Genomic DNA, 16,629 nt, shown 5'->3' with positions numbered 1-16,629 from the left:
CCAACGGTTTTGAAGGCCGGGTAAGGCGTAGCCGCCACCCGGCGAAAAAAAAGCCCCTCGTTCGAGGGGCTTTTTGCATTACAGCACTTTATGCGGGCCGAAACATTCGTAATGAATGTTGTCTTTATTCACACCCAGCGCCACCAGCTGCTTCGCGGCATATTGCATAAACGCCACCGGTCCGCAGACGTAGAACTGCATATCCGGCGCGCTGAACGCCCCTTCATGCTGGCTTAAATTCATCAACCCTTCGCTGTCAAAACGTGCGGCTGCGCGGTCTGCTTCCGTTGGCAGGCGATACCAGGTATGCACGGTGAAGCGGGGCAGCGTCGCGCCCAGCGTTTTCACTTCGTCCGCAAAGGCATGCACATCGCCGTTCTCTGCGGCATGGAACCAGTTGACCTGTGCGCTGTGGTTTGCTTTCGCCAGCGTATCCAGCATCGCCAGCATTGGCGTTTGGCCGACACCAGCCGAGATCAGCGTTACCGGGGTAGTAGCGTCTACCGCCATGAAGAAGTCACCCGCCGGTGCGGCCAGGTGAACGACGTCACCCACGCTGGCTTCGTTATGCAGCCAGCTGGAAACCTGGCCGCCGTCCTCGCGTTTCACCGCAATGCGATAGCCTTTGCCGCTGGGTTTGCGGGTCAGGGAATACTGGCGGATCTCCTGATGCGGAAAACCTTCAGGCTTCAGCCACACGCCCAGATATTGGCCTGGCTGATAATCCGCTACCGGCTGACCATCCACCGGTTCAAATTCAAAACTGGTGATCAATGCGCTGCGCGGTGTTTTCTCAACGATGCGGAAGGCGCGCGTGCCTTCCCAGCCGCCGTTCTTGCTGGCGTTTTCACTATAGATCTGCGCTTCACGGTTGATGAAGACGTTTGCCAGCACGCCGTAGGCTTTACCCCAGGCGTCAAGTACCTCCTGGCCCGGGCTGAACATTTCGTCCAGCGTTGCCAGCAGGTGGCCGCCGACAATATTGTACTGCTCGGGTTTGATCTGGAAGCTGGTGTGCTTCTGCGCGATTTTTTCCACTGCAGGCAGTAATGCCGCCAGGTTTTCAATGTTGCTGGCGTAGGCCGCGATGGCGTTGAACAGGGCTTCACGCTGATCGCCATTACGCTGGTTACTCATGTTGAAAATCTCTTTCAACTCTGGGTTATGCGTGAACATGCGATCGTAAAAATGGGCGGTGAGTTTAGGACCGGTTTCCACCAGCAGGGGGATGGTGGCTTTAACGGTAGCGATGGTTTGAGCGTCGAGCATGAGCGCGTCCTTTTGATGTAACTTTAATGATGTATTTTAAATGCATCTTATAAAAAATACCCCTGCGTTGTAAATGGTTCTTTGCAAGATGAAAAATATGCATCACAAACCTGAAAAGAAATCCGTTGAAACAGGGGAGCGCTTTATTCCTCAAACCCTTGCGTGGCGTGAAGGAAAACGTTTGCGTAAAATCGTTTGTCAAGACCTGTTATCACAGAACTATTCAGTTATACTGTTGCCCGTCGTCCAACAGGACTGCCTTTTCAGGCCAAAATTTACTTGTTAGCTGAGTCAGGAGATGCGGATGTTAAAGCGTGAAATGAACATTGCCGATTATGATGCCGAACTGTGGCAGGCTATGGAGCAGGAAAAAGTACGTCAGGAAGAGCACATCGAACTGATCGCCTCCGAAAACTACACCAGCCCGCGCGTCATGCAGGCACAGGGTTCTCAGCTGACCAACAAATACGCTGAAGGTTATCCAGGCAAGCGCTACTACGGCGGTTGTGAGTACGTTGATATCGTTGAGCAGCTGGCAATCGACCGTGCGAAAGAACTCTTTGGCGCTGACTACGCGAACGTGCAGCCGCACTCCGGCTCTCAGGCTAACTTCGCCGTTTACACCGCGCTGCTGCAGCCGGGCGATACGGTGCTGGGTATGAACCTGGCGCAGGGCGGCCACCTGACTCACGGCTCCCCGGTGAACTTCTCCGGCAAACTGTACAACATCATCCCTTACGGTATCGATGAGTCCGGTAAAATTGACTACGAAGACATGGCGAAGCAGGCTAAAGAGCATAAACCGAAGATGATCATCGGTGGCTTCTCTGCTTACTCCGGTATCGTTGACTGGGCAAAAATGCGTGAAATCGCAGACAGCATCGGTGCTTACCTGTTCGTCGACATGGCGCACGTAGCGGGTCTGATTGCCGCTGGCGTTTACCCGAACCCGGTTCCGCACGCTCACGTTGTGACCACCACTACCCATAAAACCCTGGCGGGTCCACGCGGTGGCCTGATCCTGGCGAAAGGCGGTGACGAAGAGCTGTACAAAAAACTGAACTCTGCCGTGTTCCCAAGCGCGCAGGGCGGCCCGCTGATGCACGTTATCGCGGCAAAAGCGGTAGCGCTGAAAGAAGCGATGGAGCCAGAGTTCAAGGTTTATCAGCAGCAGGTTGCTAAGAACGCCAAAGCGATGGTGGAAGTGTTCCTGAACCGTGGCTACAAAGTGGTTTCTGGCGGTACTGAAAACCACCTGTTCCTGCTGGATCTGGTTGATAAGAACCTGACCGGTAAAGAAGCTGACGCTGCCCTGGGCCGCGCTAACATCACCGTGAACAAAAACAGCGTGCCAAACGATCCGAAGAGCCCGTTCGTGACGTCCGGTATCCGTATCGGTTCTCCGGCTGTGACGCGTCGCGGCTTTAAAGAAGCGGAAGTGAAAGAGCTGGCTGGCTGGATGTGTGACGTTCTGGATAACATCAATGACGAAGCGGTTATCGAGCGCGTCAAAGGTAAAGTTCTGGATATCTGCGCACGCTTCCCGGTATACGCATAATTCCTCTGCTCAGCAGAACGTTAAAAGGCCGCGCGTGCGGCCTTTTTTTATGGCTTAACGGCGGTCAAGGGATATTGCGCCTGGACCCACAATCGCCAGCAATATAAATGCGCCCGCAATACTGACATTCTTGTAGAAATTAATCATATTCGGTACGACCGCGTCACCGGTCATATTCCAGTAATGGTGACCAATCACCGCCGTGCCCAGCGTGTAGAACACAAACAGCACGGCAAGAGGGCGGGTGAAAAAGCCCAGTACGATCAGGATGGCGGCTGGCACTTCCATCACCACCGCAATAATGGCCGCCAGCATGGGCATCGGTGTCCCCAGCGAGGTCATATATTGTACGGTGCCGCTAAACCCCGTCAGTTTCGGATAACCAAAGATAATAAACAGGACGACAAGCGCGATACGGGCAATCAACAACAACAGATGGCGTGACTGACCAAAATCGAGATAACGTAGTGAGTTCATGGCAGAAAACCTCTGCAAGTGGAGTAATTTAAACGTAATACACATTTTCATTCCCTGCCATAAGCCTGACGACTGCACGATATGTTAATTTTTCGTTAATTTATAGCAGGCTATCTACTTGCTTAATTTTTCTATTCTCGCCAGACTATGGCCTCCATTTCGGGAGGGATTCATGGTCTTGCATTCCACGCGCTGGCTGGCGCTCAGCTATTTCACCTATTTCTTTAGCTACGGTATTTTTCTGCCATTCTGGAGCGTCTGGCTCAAGGGAATCGGCCTGACTCCAGAGACCATCGGCGTTCTGCTGGGGGCCGGACTGGTGGCGCGTTTTCTTGGCAGCCTGCTGATTGCCCCGCGCGTCAGCGATCCCTCTCTGCTGATCAAGGCTGTACGCATTCTCGCGCTGCTCACCCTGGTCTTTGTCGCCTGCTTCTGGGTAAGCCATCAGTTTGCCTGGCTGATGGTGGTGATGGTCGGCTTTAACCTGTTCTTCTCTCCGCTGGTTCCTCTGACGGATGCGCTGGCGAACACCTGGCAAAAGCAGATCACCATGGACTATGGCCGCGTGCGCCTGTGGGGCTCTATTGCTTTTGTTATCGGTTCCGCGCTGGTGGGGAAACTGGTCAGCCTTTACGACTACCGTGCGATTCTGGCTCTGCTGAGCATCGGGATAGCGTCGATGCTGCTCGGAATGCTGTTACGTCCATCCGTGATGCCGCAGGGAGAAAGTCGCCATCAGGAGAGCGCGGGCTGGCCAGCCTGGCGGAGCCTGGTCGCACAGAGCTGGCGCTTTCTGGCGTGCGTCTGTCTGCTTCAGGGGGCGCATGCGGCGTACTATGGCTTCAGCGCTATCTACTGGCAGGGGGCGGGCTACTCTGCCTCTGCGGTTGGTTATCTCTGGTCGCTGGGCGTGGTGGCCGAAGTCATTATTTTCGCCCTGAGCAAAAAGCTGTTCCGCCGTTTTGGCGCGCGCGATCTGCTGCTGCTTTCGGCGATTTGCGGCGTGGCACGCTGGGGTATTATGGGCTGGACGACGGATCTGCCATGGCTGATCGTGGCGCAAATTCTGCACTGCGGCACCTTCACCGTATGTCACCTGGCGGCGATGCGCTATATCGCTGCGCGTGAGGGCGGGGACGTGATTCGTCTGCAGTCGGTCTATTCCGCGGTAGCAATGGGCGGCAGTATTGCGGTGATGACGGTCTTTGCCGGTTTCCTGTATCAACACCTCGGGCACGGCGTCTTCTGGGTAATGGCGCTGGTGGCGCTACCGGCGATGTTTGTTCGACCAAAAGTGGCCGCACGCGCGTAACTACGACTCCAGCATCGCGCGAATATGCTCTTGCTGCTGCGCATTCAGTGATTCAACAGCGTGGATCAACGGCGGCGAGAACAGCGGCAGGGCAACAGGATAGGGGGTGACCACCAGCGCGGCTTCGCGCGGCGCGCCCTCTTTCTGAAAAGCCTGCAACGTCAGATAGCGAATATTGAGCGGCAGCAGCGTCAACTCGCGCAGCTGCTGTTCAATCAGCTCCTCACAGGATTTATCTTCCCCGGTCAACAGCACCACCTGCTTTTCATGGAGATCGGACTCCTGCATCAGCCAGGCGCCGAAAATCACCGCGACCAGGCTCATCTCTTCATCGGAAAAACGCAGGCCAAACTCCGCTTCCAGCTCAAACAACGCCTCTTTCGTGGTGCGTAACAGCCGGGGATAGAGACGATGGATCTCCTCTGGCAGGCTGTTGTCGATGCCAATTTCAAACAGGGAACGGTCCAGCGCCTGAGACAGATGGATATACAGCTGATCGGTCAGCCCTTGCTCGTCGCTGAAGTTCATCCCGGTCTGCGAGCGAAAACGGGCCACCATGCGCACGATGGCGCGACGCAAACGCTCATCCTGCTGGTGCTTATCGAGCACCGGATCGGGCGTGCGGAGCATCATAAACAGCAGCGCCAGAAACAACTGCTCATCCACATGCGCGCCCTGAGGAACGCGCCGCTTCCAGTGACGGACGATCTCCTGCGCCGTAAAATACTCTCCCCGCGACTGCGTCCAACTGCGCTGGGCATGGGAAAATTGTGGCGTATTCCCCAGGTGGTGCTGGATAAGGCAGTATTGTAAGTAGAGCTGTAAGAACTGGATGTCGCGACACTCAAACTGCCGCTGCAGCTTGCGCGAGCAGAAGTTGATTAACGCCCGCAGGTTAGCATCGTCGTAAAGTGGCCGCGCGATGCCGTGTTGTTTAAGCGCGGTTTTTAACGCTGGCGTAAACTGGTGCGAGACAAACTGCGGGCAAAGGCGGAGCGCCCTGCGCAGCCAGTGCAGCAGGCATAAACGCTGGTTCAGGGCAGTGCCTTCAATCCGGTAGCTGCCGTCGTGGTGCGTGACGATATCCAGCCGGTGATAGCGCTGGATTTCATCGCGCGTCTCGGCTATATCTTGCCGTGCCAGGACGTCGTCCACGCCGTTGGCTGCGATTATGCTCTGTGCGGTGACGGCAGCATCGGGCAGGTAAAGCATTAAAAGCACCTGGCAACGGCGCTGCGAACTGGAAAGCACAGATGGAATTTCAAGCGTCGTCATCATCTGTCGGGTATCCAGTGTGAATGTTTGATAAGAATAGCTAAAGGATGGGGGCTGAAAAGCGCGCCGGCAGGCCTTTCACTCAGGATTGCTGGAGAACATCACAGAATTTTTGACGTGAGGAATTGATGCAGACAGTTAAACACAGTGCGATGGCGTTATTTTTGGCGGTTATCTCCTTCACCACCTGCGCACATCCTCACAGTTTTATCAGCCTGAAAACCGAACTGGTCACCGACGGCACGCAGTTAAGTGGCCTGAAGATGCGCTGGACGATGGATGAAATCACCTCGGCTGACCTGCTTTATGATGCGGGAAATGCGAAGCCCGGCGATGAAATCTGGAAAAAGCTGGCGGCGGAAGTGATGGCTAACGTGCTGGGTCAGCACTACTTCACCGAGTTCTGGCATAACGGCCAGAAGGTGAAGTTTCTTAACCGACCCACGGAGTATGGTATGTCACGCGACGGGCATCAGGCGGTGCTGACGTTCGTCCTTCCGCTGGCGCACCCGCAGCCGCTGGCAGGGCAAAAATATACTTTTTCCACTTTTGACCCCACCTACTACGTCGACATGCACTACGCCGACGAGAGCGATGTACAGCTTCCGGCCTCGTTGCAGAAAACCTGCAAAATGGCGGTTCACACCCCGAAGCCCAGCGAAGAGACGCTGAACTTTGCCGTCTCTCTTGATAAAGAAGATGCGCCACCGGAGGACATGGAGTTGGGTAAACAGTTCGCGCAGGAGGTGACGTTACAATGTCAGTGATCGCTTCTCCGTCCCGCAAATCTCGCCGCTGGCTTCATCTTTGGCCGCTGGCGCTTTTTATACTGTTAGCTATTGGCGGTTCGCTCTGGCTGTGGCAGGCCTGGCCGCAGGTGATGATGAAAAGCATCATCTGGCAACGCGAGGTGAACCAGCAGATGAGTGGTTTACTGAAAGCGGTGGCGGAGAACCCAACGAAAGCGGGCGGTTCCCTGCTGGCGTTCAGCTTTATCTACGGGGTGCTGCATGCGCTGGGGCCTGGGCATGGCAAAATCGTTATCACCACCTGGCTTGCGACCCATCCGTCGAAGCTGAAATCGAGCATGGGTCTTACGCTGGCCTCCTCGCTGCTTCAGGGGGGCGTGGCGATTGGGCTGGTTGTCGTGGTGCTTTCACTTCTTCAGCTTCCAGCCCGGCAGCTGCACATGAGTAGCTTCTGGCTGGAAAAGGGGAGCTATGCGCTGGTGGGCGTGCTGGGGCTGATCCTCTGCTGGCGAGCACTGAAAAAACTGCGCGCGCTGTTGCAAAAACCGCAATTCAGGACTTTTACGCCGCATCACGTTCACGATGAAAACTGTGGCTGCGGACATCAGCATCTGCCGACGCAGGAACAGCTACAGAACGGTGATGACTGGCGTGCGCGGCTGATGATTGTGCTCTCGATGGGGATGCGCCCGTGCTCGGGGGCAATCATGGTGTTGTTGTTCAGCAAGGTGATTGGCGTGTTTGGCTGGGGAATGCTTTCTGCGCTGGCGATGGCGGCTGGAACGTCACTGACGATTTCTTCGCTGGCGTTGCTGGTGCACAGCTTCCGTCAGCTGGCGGTTAAACTCAGCGGCAATAAAACGCCGGTGCTGTGGCGACAGGTCGGATGGACAACGCTCGCGCTGGCGGGCGGGGTGATTCTGCTGGTGGCGGCGGTGACGATGTGGATGAGCGCGGTGCCGGTGGGAAGGGGATTGCGGCCTTTCTGACGTACCTGAGGGATTTTGTAGGCCCGGTAAGCGTAGCGCCACCGGGCATAATACGCTCGATTAACGCTTCAGCGCGTCGCTCAGTTCATCACGCATGTTTGCCAGCATGGCTTTAACGACACGTGGGTTACCTGCAACGATGTTGCCGGTAGACATATAGTTATGGCCGCCGGTGAAATCACACACGATGGCACCTGCTTCACGTGCGATCAGCTCGCCCGCGGCAAAATCCCATGGCTTCAGAGACAGCTCGAAGTATCCGTCAACGCGGCCGGTCGCCACGTAAGCCAGATCCAGCGCAGCAGAACCGGTGCGACGGAAGTCCGCGCATTCGGTGAACAGTTTGCCCAGGATATTCATGTAGGTGGTTGCGTGCTGTTTCGCCTTGAACGGGAAACCGGTCGCCAGGATGGTGCCGTCCAGATCGCGAGCGTTGCTGCAGCGCAGACGGTAGCCGTTCAGCTGTGCGCCCTGACCGCGGGTAGCGGTGAACAGTTCGTTACGCATTGGATCGTACACAACAGCGACTTCAGTACGGCCTTTGATGCGTACGGCGATAGACACAGAGAAGTGTGGCAGGCGTTTAACGAAGTTGGTGGTGCCATCCAGTGGATCGATAACCCATTGAACATCCTGATCGGTACCTTCATGTTCACCGCTTTCTTCGGTGATGATGGTGTGCTGCGGGTAAGATTTGCGGATCGTTTCGATAATAATCGCTTCTGCGGCTTTATCGACATTCGTCACGAAATCATTGCTGCCTTTCTGGCTGGTTTCTACGGAGTCTGGCGTTTCGTAGTGTTTGGCAATTACATTACCCGCCTTGCGCGCTGCGCGCACGGCGATGGTCAGCATCGGATGCATCGGTCTCTCTCACTGGATGTTAAAGAACAGGAAAATCGGCGCAGAGTATAGCAGCGGGATCGGATTATGTCTCTCGTTTATGATAATATGCCCGAATATTCTTCAGACGCTGAATTCAGACACTAAAAATTATGCTGCAAAACATTCGAATCGTGCTGGTCGAAACATCGCACACCGGCAACATGGGCTCCGTTGCCCGCGCTATGAAAACCATGGGCTTAACGAACCTGTGGCTGGTTAACCCGCTGGTGAAGCCAGACTCGCAGGCCATCGCCCTGGCCGCCGGAGCCAGCGACGTGATTGGCAACGCGCAGATCGTCGATACCCTCGACGAAGCGCTGGCAGGTTGCAGCCTGGTGGTCGGCACCAGCGCTCGCTCCCGCACATTGCCGTGGCCGATGCTGGACCCGCGCGAATGCGGTCTGAAGAGTGTCTCTGAGGCAGAACAGGCGCCGGTTGCGCTGGTGTTTGGCCGTGAGCGCGTTGGCCTGACCAACGACGAACTGCAGAAATGCCACTACCATGTGGCGATTGCCGCTAACCCGGAATACAGCTCGCTGAACCTGGCGATGGCAGTGCAGGTGATCGCCTACGAAGTGCGTATGGCGTGGCTGGCGACGCAGGAGAAAGAGGTAGAGCCTAAAGAAGAGACGGCCTACCCGCTGGTGGATGACCTGGAGCGTTTCTATGGTCACCTGGAGCAGACGCTGCTTTCGACCGGCTTTATTCGTGAAGGCCATCCAGGCCAGGTGATGAACAAGCTGCGTCGTCTGTTCACCCGCGCGCGCCCGGAAAGCCAGGAGCTGAACATCCTGCGCGGCATTCTGGCGTCGATTGAGCAGAAGAATAAAGAGTAGTGTCGTCTGTTTGCCGGGTGGCGCTTTGCTTACCCGACCTACCACGCATTCTCCCTCTCCCCGTGGGAGAGGGCTGGGGTGAGGGCATCAGGCAGCACCCTTGTGATACGACACGGTTTTGTAGGTCGGGTAAGCGCAGCGCCACCCGACAAAAAACGGCACAGAAGGTTAAATACCTGACTAAAACAGTCAAGTAAATAGTTGACCATTTTAGTCAGGAATGTCAGACTTGGCCCTGCTATGCAATACCCCCATTTTACAATAAAAAACCCCGGGCAGGGGCGAGTTTGAGGTTAAGTAAGACATGAGACTGACATCTAAAGGGCGTTATGCCGTGACCGCGATGCTGGACGTTGCGCTCAACTCCGAAGCGGGCCCGGTTCCGTTGGCTGATATTTCTGAACGACAAGGGATCTCCCTCTCCTATCTGGAACAGCTGTTCTCCAGACTGCGTAAAAATGGACTGGTTTCCAGCGTTCGTGGCCCGGGCGGCGGTTATCTGCTGGGTAAAGACGCGGGCAGTATTGCAGTGGGTGAAGTGATTAGCGCAGTTGACGAATCCGTCGACGCGACCCGTTGCCAGGGTAAAGGCGGCTGCCAGGGCGGCGATAAGTGCCTGACCCACGCGCTGTGGCGCGATCTGAGCGACCGTCTGACCGGCTTCCTGAACAACATCACCCTCGGTGAGCTGGTGAATAACCAGGAAGTTCTGGATGTATCAGGCCGTCAGCACAGCCATGATTCCCAACGCAGCACCCGTGCACAGGACGCCATCGACGTCAAACTGCGCGCGTAATAAAACGATAAGTATTTCAGAATCAGGCCGGGGCATCGCGCCCCGCGTACTCGGTCGTACATCCAGCCGGTTGCCTGATTCCTTGCATTGAAGCGATGTACGGAGTTTATAGAGCAATGAAATTACCGATTTATCTCGATTACTCCGCAACCACGCCGGTGGACCCGCGTGTTGCCGAGAAAATGATGCAGTGTCTGACCCTGGACGGAAACTTTGGTAACCCAGCTTCCCGTTCACACCGTTTTGGCTGGCATGCTGAAGAGGCGGTTGATATCGCCCGTAATCAGATTGCTGACCTGGTGGGTGCCGACCCGCGTGAGATTGTTTTCACCTCCGGTGCGACCGAATCCGACAACCTGGCGATCAAAGGTGCAGCCAACTTTTATCAGAAAAAAGGCAAGCACATTATCACCAGCAAAACCGAACACAAAGCCGTGCTGGACACCTGCCGTCAGCTAGAGCGTGAAGGGTACGAAGTGACGTACCTGGCGCCGCAGAGCAACGGTATCATCGACCTGAAAGAGCTCGAAGCAGCGATGCGTGATGACACCATTCTGGTCTCCATCATGCACGTCAACAACGAAATCGGCGTCGTTCAGGACATCGCCACCATCGGCGAAATGTGCCGTGCGCGCGGTATTATCTACCACGTAGATGCGACCCAGAGCGTGGGCAAACTGCCTATCGACCTGAGCCAGCTGAAAGTGGACCTGATGTCCTTCTCCGGCCACAAAATCTATGGCCCGAAAGGGATTGGTGCGCTGTACGTTCGTCGTAAGCCACGTATCCGCATCGAAGCACAGATGCACGGCGGCGGTCACGAGCGCGGCATGCGTTCCGGTACGCTGCCTGTTCACCAGATCGTGGGCATGGGCGAAGCCTACCGCATTGCGAAAGAAGAGATGGAAACCGAGATGGCACGCCTGCGCACGCTGCGTAACCGTCTGTGGGACGGCGTGAAGGATATGGAAGAAGTGTATCTGAACGGCGATCTCGAGCAGGGCGCGCCAAACATCCTCAACGTCAGCTTCAACTATGTTGAAGGCGAGTCGCTGATCATGGCCCTGAAAGACCTGGCCGTTTCTTCCGGTTCTGCCTGTACGTCTGCAAGCCTGGAGCCATCCTACGTGCTGCGCGCGCTGGGTATGACTGACGAGCTGGCACACAGCTCTATCCGTTTCTCTTTAGGTCGTTTCACTACCGAAGAAGAGATTGACTACACCATCAAGCTGGTTCGTAACTCCATCGGCCGTCTGCGCGACCTTTCTCCACTGTGGGAAATGTTTAAGCAGGGCGTGGATCTGAACAGCATTGAATGGTCACATCACTAATCGGCACATAAGGAGAATTCAATCATGGCATACAGCGAAAAAGTCATCGATCATTACGAAAACCCGCGCAACGTTGGCTCTTTTGACAACAGCGACGAATCTGTTGGTAGCGGCATGGTGGGTGCACCGGCGTGTGGCGACGTGATGAAGTTGCAGATTAAAGTCAACAATGAAGGTATCATTGAAGACGCGCGCTTCAAGACCTACGGCTGCGGTTCTGCCATTGCGTCCAGCTCCCTGGTCACCGAATGGGTGAAGGGCAAGTCTCTGGACGAAGCACAGGCAATCAAGAACACGGATATTGCTGAAGAACTCGAACTGCCACCGGTGAAAATTCACTGTTCTATTCTGGCAGAAGACGCGATCAAAGCCGCCATTGCGGATTACAAAAGCAAACGTGAAGCAAAATAATTGAGGTTTGAGTATGTCGATTACCCTTAGCGACAGCGCTGCCGCGCGAGTAAGCTCTTTTCTGGCGAACCGTGGTAAAGGCTTTGGCCTGCGACTGGGCGTACGTACCTCCGGCTGTTCTGGTATGGCTTACGTACTGGAGTTTGTTGACGAGCCGGCGTCTGATGACACCGTGTTTGAAGACAAGGGCGTGAAGGTGGTGGTCGATGGCAAAAGCCTGCAATTCCTCAACGGCACTCAGCTGGACTTCGTCAAAGAAGGCCTGAACGAAGGGTTCAAATTCACGAACCCGAACGTCAAAGACGAGTGTGGTTGCGGCGAAAGCTTCCACGTTTAACCGCGCGTCATCCGAAACCCCACCGTGGCTTTGCTGCGCGTGGGGTTTGTTCTAACAGGCTACCCCTGAGATTGTTATGGATTACTTCACTCTCTTCGGACTACCCGCTCAATACCCGATCGATCTTCAGGCGCTGACGGTCCGTTTTCAGGATTTGCAGCGTCAGTACCATCCGGATAAATTCGCCAGCGGGACGCAGGCCGAGCAGTTGGCTGCAGTTTCGCACTCTGCCACCATTAATCAGGCCTGGCAGACGCTACGTCATCCGCTGGCGCGTGCTGAATATCTGCTCTCGCTCCACGGTTTTGATCTGGCGAGCGAACAGCATACCGTTCGCGATACGGCGTTTCTGATGGAACAGCTGGAGCTGCGCGAAGAGCTGGATGAGATTGAACAGGCCAAAGACGAAGCGCGCCTGGAAAGCTTTATCACGCGCGTGAAGGGTATGTTTGATACCCGCCATCAGCAGATGGTGGAGCAACTGAACAACGAGACCTGGGACGTGGCGGCAGACACTGTGCGCAAACTCCGTTTTCTCGATAAACTGCGAAGCAGTGCTGAACAACTCGAAGAAAAGCTGCTCGATTTTTAATTTCGGAAGCAATTATGGCCTTATTACAAATTAGTGAGCCTGGCTTAAGTGCCGCACCGCACCAGCGTCGTCTGGCGGTGGGTATTGACCTGGGCACCACCAATTCTCTCGTGGCGACCGTGCGTAGCGGCCAGGCGGAAACGCTGGCTGACGAGCAGGGCCGCCATCTGCTGCCTTCCGTGGTCCACTACCAGCAGCAGGGTCACGCGGTAGGCTACGACGCGCGCGCCAACGCCGCGCGCGATCCGGCCAACACTATCAGCTCGGTTAAGCGCATGATGGGCCGTTCGCTGGCCGATATTCAGACCCGTTACCCGCATCTGCCGTATCAGCTTCAGGCAAGTGAAAACGGCCTGCCGATGATCGCGACCGAGGCCGGTCTGCTTAACCCGATCCGTGTTTCTTCGGACATCCTGAAGGCGCTGGCAGCGCGCGCTACGGCGACGCTCGGCGGCGATCTCGACGGCGTGGTGATTACCGTTCCGGCCTATTTTGACGATGCACAGCGTCAGGGCACCAAGGACGCCGCCCGTCTGGCGGGCCTGCACGTATTACGCCTGCTGAACGAACCGACGGCGGCGGCCATTGCCTATGGCCTCGACTCCGGTCAGGAAGGGGTGATTGCCGTTTACGACCTCGGCGGCGGTACCTTTGATATCTCCATCCTGCGCTTAAGCCGTGGCGTATTTGAAGTGCTGGCGACCGGCGGGGATTCCGCGCTGGGCGGCGATGACTTCGACCATCTGCTGGCGGATTACATTCGTGAGCAGGCGGGGATTGCCGATCGCAGCGATGCGCGCATCCAGCGTGAACTGCTGGATGCCGCCATCGACGCCAAAATTGCCCTCAGCGATGCGCAGACGGTTACCGTGAACGTGGCGGGCTGGCAGGGGGAAATCTCCCGTGACCAGTTTAACGATCTGATCGCACCTTTGGTGAAACGCACGCTGCTGGCCTGCCGTCGCGCATTGAAAGATGCGGGCGTTGAGGCTGACGAGGTGCTGGAAGTGGTCATGGTCGGCGGTTCTACCCGTGTGCCGCTGGTGCGCGAACGTGTAGGTGAGTTCTTTGGCCGCACGCCGCTGACCGCCATCGATCCGGACAAAGTGGTTGCCGTGGGCGCGGCCATTCAGGCCGATATTCTGGTCGGCAACAAGCCGGACAGTGAAATGCTGCTGCTGGACGTTATCCCGCTGTCCCTTGGTTTAGAAACCATGGGTGGCCTGGTGGAGAAAGTCATCCCGCGTAACACCACCATTCCGGTGGCGCGCGCGCAGGAGTTCACCACCTTTAAAGACGGCCAGACTGCGATGTCCATCCACGTCATGCAGGGCGAACGCGAACTGGTGCAGGACTGCCGCTCTCTGGCGCGCTTTGCACTGCGCGGTATCCCGGCATTGCCAGCGGGCGGGGCGCATATTCGCGTTACCTTCCAGGTTGATGCGGACGGCCTGCTGAGCGTCACGGCGATGGAAAAATCCACCGGCGTGGAATCGTCCATCCAGGTGAAGCCGTCCTACGGCCTGACCGATGGCGAGATCGCCTCCATGATTCAGGACTCAATGAGCTACGCCGAGCAGGATGTGAAGGCGCGTATGCTGGCGGAACAGAAAGTGGAAGCCGCACGCGTGCTGGAAAGCCTGACCGGGGCACTCAATGCCGATGCCGCGCTGTTAAGCGCCGCTGAGCGTCAGGTGATTGACGAGGCTGCCGCGCACTTAAGCGTCGTCGCCATGGGCAATGATGCTGACGCAATAGAAGAAGCCATTAAAAACGTTGATAAACAAACCCAGGACTTCGCTGCTCGCCGCATGGACAAATCCGTCCGCGTCGCGCTGAAAGGCCAGTCCGTGGACGAGGTTTAATATGCCAAAGATTGTTATTTTGCCTCATGCGGACCTTTGTCCGGATGGCGCTGTTCTGGAAGCGAAGACCGGCGAAACCATTCTCGATGTTGCCCTGCGCGCAGGTATCGAAGTGGAACACGCCTGTGAAAAATCCTGTGCCTGCACTACCTGTCACTGCATCGTGCGTGAAGGTTTTGACTCGCTCGCCGAAAGCACCGAAGACGAAGACGACATGCTGGATAAAGCATGGGGTCTGGAGCCAGACAGCCGCTTAAGCTGCCAGGCCGCGGTGACCGACGAAGATCTGGTCGTGGAATTCCCACGCTACACTATCAACCACGCACGCGAGCATTAATATGGGACTGAAGTGGACAGACAGCCGTGAGATCGGCGAAGCGCTCTACGACGCGAACCCGGATCTCGATCCGAAAACCGTACGATTCACCGACATGCACCAGTGGATCTGCGATTTAGACGATTTCGACGACGATCCAAACGCATCCAATGAAAAAATTCTGGAGGCGATTCTGTTAGTCTGGTTAGATGAAGCAGAGTAAATCACTTAACGGGCTGCCTTCAGGCGGCCCGTTTGCTAATAAGGATAAATAAAATGACCGAAGCGATGAAGATTACGCTCTCTACGCAGCCTGCCGACGCGCGCTGGGGCGAGAAAGCCAGCTACAGCATCAATAACGACGGTATTACCCTGCACCTGACGGGCAACGATGATTTGGGCCTGATCCAGCGCGCCGCGCGCAAAATCGACGGTCTGGGGATCAAACATGTCTCGCTGGAAGGCGAAGGCTGGGACACCGACCGCAGCTGGGCATTCTGGGCGGGGTACAAAGGTCCGAAAGGCACCCGCAAAATTGAGTGGGCAAACCTCGACGACGCCGGTCAGAAAGAGCTGGAAAGCCGCCTGCAGATCATCGACTGGGTACGCGACACCATCAACGCCCCGGCGGAAGAGTTAGGTCCTGAGCAGCTGGCGCAGCGCGCCGTTGACCTGCTGTGCGGCGTGGCGGGCGACAAAATGTCCTACCGCATCACCAAAGGTGAAGACCTGCGCGAGCAGAACTATATGGGTATCCACACCGTAGGCCGTGGCTCTGAGCGACCTCCGGTCCTGCTGGCGCTGGATTACAACCCAACCGGCGATAAAGAAGCGCCTGTCTTTGCCTGTCTGGTCGGCAAAGGCATTACTTTTGACACCGGTGGCTACAGCCTGAAGCAGAGCGCCTTCATGGACTCCATGAAGTCCGACATGGGCGGCGCGGCAACCATTACTGGTGCGCTGGCGTTCGCGATTACCCGCGGCCTGAACAAGCGCGTGAAGCTTTACCTGTGCTGCGCCGACAACATGGTCAGCGGCAATGCCTTCAAGCTGGGCGACATCATTCGCTACCGCAACGGCAAAAATGTTGAAGTGATGAATACCGATGCCGAAGGCCGCCTGGTGCTGGCTGATGGCCTGATTGACGCCTCTGCGCAGAAACCTGAGCTGATTATCGACATGGCGACCCTGACCGGTGCGGCGAAAACCGCCCTGGGGAACGACTACCATGCGCTGTTCAGCTTCGATGACAAGCTGGCCGCACGCCTGCTGGCAAGCGCTGCTGCGGAAAACGAGCCATTCTGGCGTCTGCCGCTGGCCGAGTTCCACCGCAGCCAGCTGCCGTCCAACTTTGCCGAGCTGAATAACACCGCAAGCGCGGCGTATCCGGCAGGGGCAAGTACCGCAGCAGGCTTCCTGTCTCACTTCGTTGAGAACTATCACGAAGGCTGGCTGCACATCGACTGCTCCGCAACCTACCGTAAAGCAGCGGTAGAACAGTGGTCCGCGGGTGCGACCGGTCTGGGCGTGCGTACCGTGGCGAACCTGCTGACGGCTGAGTAACCTTTTTTGCCGGGTGGCGCTACGCTTACCCGGCCTACAAAACCCGTAGGCCCGTGCAAGCGTAGCGC

General features: G+C 56.4%; 18 protein-coding genes. 14 read left to right on the top strand and 4 right to left on the bottom strand.

Annotation, left to right across the window (positions count from 1 at the left end; genetic code table 11):
• Positions 1 to 78: 78 nt before the first annotated feature.
• Positions 79 to 1,269, bottom strand: a complete 1,191-nt coding sequence (gene hmpA, locus L977_RS10875; protein WP_047625745.1) for an NO-inducible flavohemoprotein — start codon at positions 1,267 to 1,269, stop codon at positions 79 to 81.
• A 304-nt stretch (positions 1,270 to 1,573) separates the two neighbouring features.
• On the opposite strand from hmpA, the gene glyA reads away from it, so the two are divergent.
• Entirely contained in the window at positions 1,574 to 2,827 is a 1,254-nt protein-coding gene (gene glyA / locus L977_RS10870; protein ID WP_008502165.1) for a serine hydroxymethyltransferase, read from the top strand.
• 54 nt (positions 2,828 to 2,881) lie between these two features.
• On the opposite strand, the gene L977_RS10865 is transcribed toward glyA, so the two are convergent.
• Positions 2,882 to 3,304, bottom strand: a complete 423-nt coding sequence (locus tag L977_RS10865) for a DoxX family protein (protein ID WP_014884830.1) — start codon at positions 3,302 to 3,304, stop codon at positions 2,882 to 2,884.
• 172 nt (positions 3,305 to 3,476) lie between these two features.
• Between L977_RS10865 and L977_RS10860 the strand changes: the two genes are divergently transcribed.
• Positions 3,477 to 4,616, top strand: coding sequence for a 3-phenylpropionate MFS transporter (locus L977_RS10860; RefSeq protein WP_023338677.1), 1,140 nt, complete (start codon positions 3,477 to 3,479; stop codon positions 4,614 to 4,616).
• Here the strand turns inward: L977_RS10860 and csiE are convergent, their stop codons facing one another.
• On the bottom strand, positions 4,617 to 5,894 hold the full coding sequence (csiE, locus tag L977_RS10855; RefSeq protein WP_023337632.1) for a stationary phase inducible protein CsiE: 1,278 nt from the start codon (positions 5,892 to 5,894) through the stop codon (positions 4,617 to 4,619).
• A gap of 125 nt (positions 5,895 to 6,019) precedes the next feature.
• Here csiE and L977_RS10850 point away from each other — a divergent pair, with 125 nt between their 5' ends.
• Both L977_RS10850 and L977_RS10845 read left to right on the top strand, forming a co-directional pair.
• Positions 6,020 to 6,658 (top strand): DUF1007 family protein, encoded by a 639-nt coding sequence (locus L977_RS10850; RefSeq protein WP_014884828.1) that lies wholly within the window; start codon positions 6,020 to 6,022, stop codon positions 6,656 to 6,658.
• A complete protein-coding gene (locus tag L977_RS10845; protein ID WP_014884827.1) occupies positions 6,649 to 7,629 on the top strand; it encodes a nickel/cobalt transporter in 981 nt (326 codons plus the stop codon). The genes L977_RS10850 and L977_RS10845 overlap by 10 nt, the downstream gene beginning before the upstream one ends.
• Positions 7,630 to 7,689: 60 nt before the next feature.
• Here L977_RS10845 and suhB read toward each other — a convergent pair whose 3' ends face one another.
• Positions 7,690 to 8,493, bottom strand: coding sequence for an inositol-1-monophosphatase (gene suhB, locus L977_RS10840; RefSeq protein WP_003860668.1), 804 nt, complete (start codon positions 8,491 to 8,493; stop codon positions 7,690 to 7,692).
• Between the two features lie 131 nt (positions 8,494 to 8,624).
• On the opposite strand from suhB, the gene trmJ reads away from it, so the two are divergent.
• The 10 genes from trmJ to pepB all read left to right on the top strand — a co-directional run bounded on the left by trmJ (position 8,625) and on the right by pepB (position 16,561).
• Positions 8,625 to 9,350 carry a tRNA (cytosine(32)/uridine(32)-2'-O)-methyltransferase TrmJ gene (gene trmJ / locus L977_RS10835; protein WP_008502159.1) on the top strand — a complete coding sequence of 242 codons (726 nt, stop codon included), beginning with the start codon at positions 8,625 to 8,627 and terminating at the stop codon, positions 9,348 to 9,350.
• A gap of 304 nt (positions 9,351 to 9,654) precedes the next feature.
• Positions 9,655 to 10,146, top strand: a complete 492-nt coding sequence (gene iscR, locus L977_RS10830; protein ID WP_008502158.1) for a Fe-S cluster assembly transcriptional regulator IscR — start codon at positions 9,655 to 9,657, stop codon at positions 10,144 to 10,146.
• Positions 10,147 to 10,262: 116 nt separating this feature from the next.
• Positions 10,263 to 11,477: a cysteine desulfurase gene (gene iscS / locus L977_RS10825; protein WP_008502157.1), complete on the top strand. Its 1,215-nt coding sequence runs from the start codon at positions 10,263 to 10,265 to the stop codon at positions 11,475 to 11,477.
• A 24-nt stretch (positions 11,478 to 11,501) separates the two neighbouring features.
• Positions 11,502 to 11,888 carry a Fe-S cluster assembly scaffold IscU gene (gene iscU, locus L977_RS10820; protein WP_003860661.1) on the top strand — a complete coding sequence of 129 codons (387 nt, stop codon included), beginning with the start codon at positions 11,502 to 11,504 and terminating at the stop codon, positions 11,886 to 11,888.
• 13 nt (positions 11,889 to 11,901) lie between these two features.
• Complete coding sequence (gene iscA / locus L977_RS10815; protein WP_003860659.1) at positions 11,902 to 12,225, top strand: iron-sulfur cluster assembly protein IscA; 324 nt, start codon at positions 11,902 to 11,904, stop codon at positions 12,223 to 12,225.
• A 76-nt stretch (positions 12,226 to 12,301) separates the two neighbouring features.
• Entirely contained in the window at positions 12,302 to 12,817 is a 516-nt protein-coding gene (hscB, locus tag L977_RS10810; RefSeq protein WP_003860657.1) for a co-chaperone HscB, read from the top strand.
• Between the two features lie 14 nt (positions 12,818 to 12,831).
• Positions 12,832 to 14,682 (top strand): Fe-S protein assembly chaperone HscA, encoded by a 1,851-nt coding sequence (gene hscA, locus L977_RS10805; RefSeq protein ID WP_047625744.1) that lies wholly within the window; start codon positions 12,832 to 12,834, stop codon positions 14,680 to 14,682.
• Position 14,683: 1 nt separating this feature from the next.
• Positions 14,684 to 15,019 (top strand): ISC system 2Fe-2S type ferredoxin, encoded by a 336-nt coding sequence (gene fdx / locus L977_RS10800; protein ID WP_003860652.1) that lies wholly within the window; start codon positions 14,684 to 14,686, stop codon positions 15,017 to 15,019.
• Position 15,020: 1 nt separating this feature from the next.
• Positions 15,021 to 15,221 (top strand): Fe-S cluster assembly protein IscX, encoded by a 201-nt coding sequence (iscX, locus tag L977_RS10795; protein WP_014171178.1) that lies wholly within the window; start codon positions 15,021 to 15,023, stop codon positions 15,219 to 15,221.
• Between the two features lie 53 nt (positions 15,222 to 15,274).
• Positions 15,275 to 16,561: an aminopeptidase PepB gene (gene pepB / locus L977_RS10790; protein WP_045281159.1), complete on the top strand. Its 1,287-nt coding sequence runs from the start codon at positions 15,275 to 15,277 to the stop codon at positions 16,559 to 16,561.
• Positions 16,562 to 16,629: the final 68 nt, after the last annotated feature.

The sequence above is a fragment of the Enterobacter sp. ZOR0014 genome (assembly GCF_000798855.1).
GTDB classification, from domain to species: Bacteria; Pseudomonadota; Gammaproteobacteria; order Enterobacterales; family Enterobacteriaceae; genus Enterobacter; species Enterobacter kobei.
The sequence above is the reverse complement of the archived record's forward strand: the minus strand, read 5'-3'. Positions and strand labels throughout refer to the sequence as shown.

Coding starts and splice junctions, on each gene's coding strand:
- L977_RS10860 (WP_023338677.1), top strand. CDS start 3,477: ATGGTCTTGCATTCCACGCGCTGGCTGGCGCTCAGCTATTTCACCTAT.
- L977_RS10850 (WP_014884828.1), top strand. CDS start 6,020: ATGCAGACAGTTAAACACAGTGCGATGGCGTTATTTTTGGCGGTTATC.
- iscS (WP_008502157.1), top strand. CDS start 10,263: ATGAAATTACCGATTTATCTCGATTACTCCGCAACCACGCCGGTGGAC.
- suhB (WP_003860668.1), bottom strand. CDS start 8,493: ATGCATCCGATGCTGACCATCGCCGTGCGCGCAGCGCGCAAGGCGGGT.
- pepB (WP_045281159.1), top strand. CDS start 15,275: ATGACCGAAGCGATGAAGATTACGCTCTCTACGCAGCCTGCCGACGCG.
- iscU (WP_003860661.1), top strand. CDS start 11,502: ATGGCATACAGCGAAAAAGTCATCGATCATTACGAAAACCCGCGCAAC.
- hscB (WP_003860657.1), top strand. CDS start 12,302: ATGGATTACTTCACTCTCTTCGGACTACCCGCTCAATACCCGATCGAT.
- glyA (WP_008502165.1), top strand. CDS start 1,574: ATGTTAAAGCGTGAAATGAACATTGCCGATTATGATGCCGAACTGTGG.
- fdx (WP_003860652.1), top strand. CDS start 14,684: ATGCCAAAGATTGTTATTTTGCCTCATGCGGACCTTTGTCCGGATGGC.
- iscX (WP_014171178.1), top strand. CDS start 15,021: ATGGGACTGAAGTGGACAGACAGCCGTGAGATCGGCGAAGCGCTCTAC.
- hscA (WP_047625744.1), top strand. CDS start 12,832: ATGGCCTTATTACAAATTAGTGAGCCTGGCTTAAGTGCCGCACCGCAC.
- hmpA (WP_047625745.1), bottom strand. CDS start 1,269: ATGCTCGACGCTCAAACCATCGCTACCGTTAAAGCCACCATCCCCCTG.
- iscR (WP_008502158.1), top strand. CDS start 9,655: ATGAGACTGACATCTAAAGGGCGTTATGCCGTGACCGCGATGCTGGAC.
- csiE (WP_023337632.1), bottom strand. CDS start 5,894: ATGATGACGACGCTTGAAATTCCATCTGTGCTTTCCAGTTCGCAGCGC.
- iscA (WP_003860659.1), top strand. CDS start 11,902: ATGTCGATTACCCTTAGCGACAGCGCTGCCGCGCGAGTAAGCTCTTTT.
- trmJ (WP_008502159.1), top strand. CDS start 8,625: ATGCTGCAAAACATTCGAATCGTGCTGGTCGAAACATCGCACACCGGC.
- L977_RS10865 (WP_014884830.1), bottom strand. CDS start 3,304: ATGAACTCACTACGTTATCTCGATTTTGGTCAGTCACGCCATCTGTTG.
- L977_RS10845 (WP_014884827.1), top strand. CDS start 6,649: ATGTCAGTGATCGCTTCTCCGTCCCGCAAATCTCGCCGCTGGCTTCAT.